Here is a 4,946-nt window from a genome sequence, read left to right on the forward strand (position 1 = left end):
TTACATTGTTCACCTGACTAGCTTCCGAGACAGAAAGAACAGGGCTACGTAAAACAAGGACTTTTTCAGCTGTCTGACTCGCCATGCCGTTTGCTCCGCGATCTTTATAGGCTGCACGCAGGATGAAGCTGCCATCCACATTTTCACCCTCCGGAACCACCGTTGTATAGGTTCCCTGTGTAGGGAGGCTTTTAGCCACGCGTGGCGGATTAGCCATACTCAGGATATAATTGGTGATTGTTCTGGCATCATTTTCCGTCATCGTTGGATGTGCAGGCATCATGGTATGTCCCCAGACACCCGACCCACCATTGATAATTTTCTTAATCAGGTTCGACGGCGCTGTCGCATCCCCTTTATATTTCTTAGCGACCTCTACAAAAGAGGGGCCCAGGGATTTTGTATCCTTTGCATGGCAGATATTGCAATCGCTTTTGTTGATCATTGCCATGGCTCCGGCGAATTGCGCAGTAACATCCGTACTCAATTGCTTTTGAGCTACGTCCGTAAGATTAAAGCCTTCTGAAAGATAATTTGCGCTTACCGATACCTGTGAAGCCAATATCCTTTTATTCTGCAGGCTTCCGTCTTCTGCATCATTCACACTGACGGCATATTTAATGGATTTACCAGGGAAGAAGAAGTTCTTATTGCCGCTAAGTACGGTGAGGTTTACTTTAGGGGGCTCGTTTCCTGCCTTAATTTCCACTGTCTCTGAGTTCTTCGCGCCAGTTTGATCGGTAACGGTCAGGGTCGCTTTATAAGTCCCGGGACTTGTTAAAGTCAGTACAGGAGACGATTGAGTAAATGTTTTAAATGCGGCACCATTCCTGGTCACCCTCCATGAGTATTTTAAAACATCACCTTCATCAAAGTCGCGGGTACCCTCGGAAGAAAGGTTTACTTTCAAAGGAACTGCACCGGCTGCTTTGTCGGATGAGGCTTGTACCTGAGGTATCCTATTTCCTCCATTATATTCAATGCGTATCAGTTCCGCTTCCGGGTTATTTTTGAAATACCCGTTGCCATATTCTATCACGTATAGATCACCGTCAGGACCAAATTTCATATCCAGCGGGCCGTTCAGTTTCAGGTCCGGAAGAAAGCGTTCCATCGCTTTGTATCCTCCATTTTCATCGAGTTCGATCACATTGATCCATCCGCGGGCGAAATCTGTAACAAACCACTTTCCATCATAGTACGCAGGATAGGGACGTTTTGCGCCGCTAAAATCTTGAGTCCTGTAAATCGGTCCGCCGACAGCGCTGTTACTTCCACTTCCCATTAGAGGAAATTCCGTACTTATGCCTTTTCCATACCATACTATCGCCGGCAAAGCTGGGGGAAGATTTTTAATCCCCGTGTTATTAGGCGAATCGTTTATAGTATTTGCAGGATCAAATAACTCACCAGAAATTTTTGTCTCAAAATTATAATCCCGGTAAGGTTTATTGTCACCAATGAAGTAAGGCCATCCATAATTCCCTGGCTTTTTAGCGATGTTAAATTCATCGTATGACTGCGGGCCGCGCTTTTCCATATCATCTTTAGATCCGTCAGGACCTACCTCACCCCAGTACAACCAGCCGGTTTTGCTATCGATGGTTAGCCTCCAGGGGTTCCGGTTTCCCATAGTATAAATTTCCGGACGGGTTAGAGGCGTGCCTTCCGCAAACATATTCCCTTTAGGGATGGAATAAGTTCCGTCCTTTTCAGGATGTATCCTCAGGATTTTACCACGCAGGTCATTTGTATTTGAAGATCCTTTCTGCGAATCTTCTCCCGATTTTCCCGGGCGCTCGTCAAGAGGAGTAAATCCATCAGAGGCTCTAGAGAAAGTATTGTCGCCAGTACTCAGGTATAAGTTATTGTCTTTATCAAACAGCATACCGCCACCCACATGACAGCATTGTTCACGCTGTACAGGCACATCAAGCAGCACTTTTTTTGTTTCGAGGAGTAATTCCTTACCATGCCATGCATAACGTTCCAGCACATTTTTAGGCTCTGATCCGGCGGGTGAATAATACACGTAAATCCAGTGATTATTCTCAAAATCAGGATCCAGGATTACTCCCTGCAAGCCATCTTCACCTTCGCTAACCTCGCCTTCTTTGCTTACATACTGAGTGCTAACTGGGAATGTAGCAACCAGACTAACTTTGCCCGTGGCGGGATCAAACACCTCTAGTTTCCCATGACGCTGAGCGAAAAGAACTCGTCCATCTTTTAATACCTGGAACTGCATCGGTTCTTCGATGCGTTGAGCCAGAACAACCTTGGTAAACCTGTTTTCTTCAGGTTTTTTTAAGACTTGTGCGTGTATAGGAAGGCTGCATCCGAAAAGGATGCAAAGCCCAGGAATCAATTTTAAGCGCATAGCTTTTTAATCTGAATGGGGGAACAATTAATAATGGTAAACGGTAAGGGGAAACCTAAGCTCTAAGTCGTTCCAGATAATCCATATTGTACTTGATACTTTCCAGCGGAGTTTTTGCATACTCCTCCTGCTCAATAAAGAAATACTTCAGGCCTGAGTCTTTCCGGTGCTGAAGAAGCTTCGCGATGTCAAGTCCGCCCTTGCCAAATTCAGTGCTTTCTTTCTTCTGAAGATCCATATCCTTAAGATGCCAGAGAGGGAAACGCCCTTTATATTTTTCAAAGTAATGAAACGGATCATTGCCGCTGGCTACAACCCATCCAAGGTCAAGTTCCATATGAACAAGTTTAGGATCTGTGTTATCCATAAGGACATCATATAATACTTGTCCGTCTACTTTGTCGAATTCGTAATCATGATTGTGGTAACCAAACTTCAGGCCCATCTTTCTGCACTCTTCACCGCTTTTGTTGAAGATTTCGGCTGTACGCTTATAGTTATCTAAAGTTTGTCCAGACTTTGGCATGCTGGAACAGATAAGGTATTCCTGGTCAGCCTCTGCAGCTTGTTCCATAGTCTGCTGCCATTTATTGTCAATAGCAATGTGGCCGCTTCTTAAGGTCATATCCAGATCCTTGCAAACCTCTTTCATCTCCTTACCTGTCAGGCCATAATAATTTCCTTTGGCACTTCTGGCTGATTCAATTTGTTTGATGCCCAGGGCTGCAAGCTTTGCCAGGGTACCTTTTGCATCCGAAGCCATATCATCCCGTACGGAATACAATTGAATTCCCGGGTTTTTAATTTTACCTAGTGCAAAAGAAAGTTCAGGAAGGAACATGGAGCCAAGAGCGAAAGCTCCGGTAGTTTTTATAAAATTACGGCGTGTTTTCATAGCATATAAGTTTGAGGGCTTAAGTTAGGGATTTTAGGGATAAAACCGAAATAGTCAATTCTTCAAAAACTCCACATTCCATATCTTTTCCGCTTTCCTACCTATCAGCCAAAAGGATAGAGCCAGTACAGCAAAGAAGATTGTTTTGTCGGTGATATCCCATAAGTACTCAAAATATCGGCTGTAGAGATTGATCAGTAAAAATGTGATCCCAAATTCACGGGCTATATAGTCTTTTTGACGAAGGCCGTAAATGGTAAATGCTATTGCGACAATTACTGAAATGATCCCCCAATAAATGAGCTCAATTTGTTTCACTTTCAACCAATCTTCCAGGGTGCCGAAATTTCCGAAGATCGAAAGCAGCCAGAGTGAAACAAACAAGTACAAGAGTCCAATAACGTAAGTCAGGTCACGGAATTCGCTGATTCGTTTTATTTTAATCATTGCAAAGCTCAGAACAACAAGCAGGAGTCCGAAAAACACGAAACGCAAGGGATAGTTCATCCCGAGGAAATAGTGGCTCCAGTCAGTCTGGTAACCCGTTTCTGTGCCGAACCAGCTTCCTAAAGATACCAGGGCGAATGCCCAGATAAGCCCCGATCGGAATTTTAAAGCCAAAAGGGCATAAACAAATACGGAAAGCAGGAAAAGAATAGAAAAATGGCCGCTGCCATTATCAAAAGTCTTGCCCAGAAAAGCGATACTGCTTGCAGTGAACAGGATGCCGAAAAAGATGATTGCCTCATTGCTGAAGACACGTTCAGGATATTTCTTTTTGCGCCTGTTGCCTTCTAATAAGAGCAAGGCTGCTAACAATCCTGAAACCAGGCTTATAATGATATCCGGTGTATCGTATAGCTTTTCCAGCCATTTGATTACCACATCATCTATTATTAATGATGCAATGGCAATAATTCCGCAGGCAAGTGCCACCCAAAAGGAATACTGGGCAAGGCGTTTCCAGTCAAAGCCCTTTGTTTCGTATGATGAGGATAGTCTGTCAGCAGTTTCTGGGTCGATAAGTCCTCCGTCCTTCCATTGCCGGATCGTAGCATCCAGAAATTCACTTTCCTGCTTATCAAGATTTAATTTAGCCAATTCGATTTTCCAGGTAAAAGATAAATTTAGGCTTTTTTGATCAGACAAGAATAGATCTGACCGCTTTTTCATCTTTGGCCAGCTGGTCTTTTAGTTCATCAAGAGAAGAAAACTTTTGGTCACTACGCACAAAGTCAAGGAAATTAATTCGTATGGTGCTGCCATAGATATCTTGATTGAAATCGAAAATATTCACTTCAATATTGTGAGTCATACCATTAATAGTCGGCCGATGCCCTATATAGGCCATACCGTTGAAGGTTTTTGCTCTATCGCTAAATGGGATTTGCACATTAACTGCATAAATGCCATCAGCAGGTATCAGTTTGTAAATCTCTTCGACAAAAAGATTAGCCGTCGCGTATCCTAAAGAACGACCAATCTGATCGCCTTTGATAACTTTTCCGGTAAGATGGAAATGGTAGCCCAGAAAGTCATTTGCTGTTTTCACATCGCCGCAAAGAATCGCATTCCTTATCTTCGTTGAACTCACTGCTACGTCGTTGATGTCCTGTTCTGGTATCTCTTCTACTGCAAAATCAAAATCTTTTGAGAATTTCTGAAGTTGTT

General features: G+C 43.5%; 4 protein-coding genes. All 4 read right to left on the bottom strand.

The window, feature by feature from the left end:
- On the bottom strand, positions 1–2,380 hold a 2,380-nt coding region (locus tag WBJ10_RS10100), incomplete at its 3' end, for a PQQ-dependent sugar dehydrogenase (RefSeq protein WP_424289890.1).
- A 55-nt stretch (positions 2,381–2,435) separates the two neighbouring features.
- Entirely contained in the window at positions 2,436–3,275 is an 840-nt protein-coding gene (locus WBJ10_RS10105; protein WP_424289892.1) for a sugar phosphate isomerase/epimerase family protein, read from the bottom strand.
- Positions 3,276–3,329: 54 nt separating this feature from the next.
- Entirely contained in the window at positions 3,330–4,448 is a 1,119-nt protein-coding gene (locus WBJ10_RS10110) for a DUF2157 domain-containing protein (protein WP_424289894.1), read from the bottom strand.
- The coding region (locus tag WBJ10_RS10115; RefSeq protein WP_424289896.1) for a riboflavin kinase at positions 4,417–4,946 on the bottom strand (530 nt) is incomplete at its 5' end. The genes WBJ10_RS10110 and WBJ10_RS10115, both read right to left, overlap by 32 nt.

Origin of the sequence: Daejeonella sp. (assembly GCF_049655485.1) — a bacterium.
Taxonomy (GTDB): Bacteria; Bacteroidota; Bacteroidia; order Sphingobacteriales; family Sphingobacteriaceae; genus Daejeonella.

What these genes read in the sequence shown, in the direction of transcription:
- WBJ10_RS10105 (WP_424289892.1), bottom strand. Translation starts at nt 3,275, where the DNA reads ATGAAAACACGCCGTAATTTTATAAAAACTACCGGAGCTTTCGCTCTT.
- WBJ10_RS10110 (WP_424289894.1), bottom strand. Translation starts at nt 4,448, where the DNA reads ATGAAAAAGCGGTCAGATCTATTCTTGTCTGATCAAAAAAGCCTAAAT.